The sequence below is a fragment of the Desulfobacterium sp. N47 genome (genome assembly GCF_051233685.1).
Lineage (GTDB): Bacteria > Desulfobacterota > Desulfobacteria > Desulfobacterales > RPRI01 > RPRI01.
Map to the genome: position 1 here is coordinate 1 of NZ_JBAMMY010000310.1, position 1084 is coordinate 1084.

General features: G+C 46.0%; 1 protein-coding gene. It reads left to right on the forward strand.

What is annotated here, in order from left to right:
- Positions 1-1084: IS66 family transposase (tnpC, locus tag VXK47_RS19910; protein WP_435550540.1), on the forward strand; the 1084-nt coding region annotated here is incomplete at both ends.

Consider the following 1084-nt stretch of genomic DNA (forward strand, 5'->3'; position numbering starts at 1 on the left):
TGATCGAAACAGGGCGAAAGAGTCGAAGATCCCGACAGGCAAAAAGGCCGGAGGCCAGAATGGCCATATCGGTAAAACGCTCAAGAAGGTTGATGACCCTGATGAAATTAAGGAGATAGAAGCAGATCGCGATTTACTGCCGCCGGGCAGATACAAGCACGTTGGTTTCGAATCCCGGCAGGTGTTTGACATCGACCTGTCCAGGGTCGTAACTGAATACCGGGCACAGGTACTTGAAGATCAAAAGGGCAATCGGTATATCGCCTCTTTTCCGGAGGGTGTTGCCGGGGCGGTTCAATACGGTACGGGAGTTAAAGCGCAATCGGTATATATGTCGCAATTTCAGATGATCCCGTACAACAGGGTGCAGGATTATTTTGCCGACCAGGTTTTTATGCCGGTCAGTGATGGCTCGATATTCAATTTCAACAAAGAGGCCTATGAGCTTTTGGCCGGATTTGAAGAGCGGGTTAAAACCGAACTGGCTGCTTCGGATGTTTTACATGCAGATGAAACGGGTATCAACATGGGGGGCAAAGGACATTGGCTGCATTTGGCATCCAATACGTCCTGGACATATTTTTATCCTCATGAGAAAAGAGGGATGACAGCCATGATCGATATGGGAGTTCTGCCGAACTTCAAAGGGATATTGTGCCACGATCACTGGAAGCCTTACTATACGCTCAATTGCACCCACGCTTTGTGCAACGCTCATCATTTAAGGGAACTGGCAAGAGCTTTTGAACAGGATAGCCAACAGTGGGCGCAAAAGATGAAAACTCTTCTTGAAACGATTAACACCAAGGTAAACGATGCTGGCGGTGTATTGGAGGTCAAAGAATCGGATAAATACCGGTTTGAATACAGAGCTTTGATAAAAGAAGCCGAACTAGAATGTCCTTTACCGGACATTCCTAAGAAAAAAGGAAAAAGGGGTCGGATCAAGAGGTCAAAATCCCGGAATTTACTTGAACGGCTTAGAGATTTTGAAGACGATGTTTTGAGATTTATGGATAATAAACCCGTTCCATTTTCGAACAATCAAGGCGGGAATGATATCCGTATGACAAAAGTTCAGCAG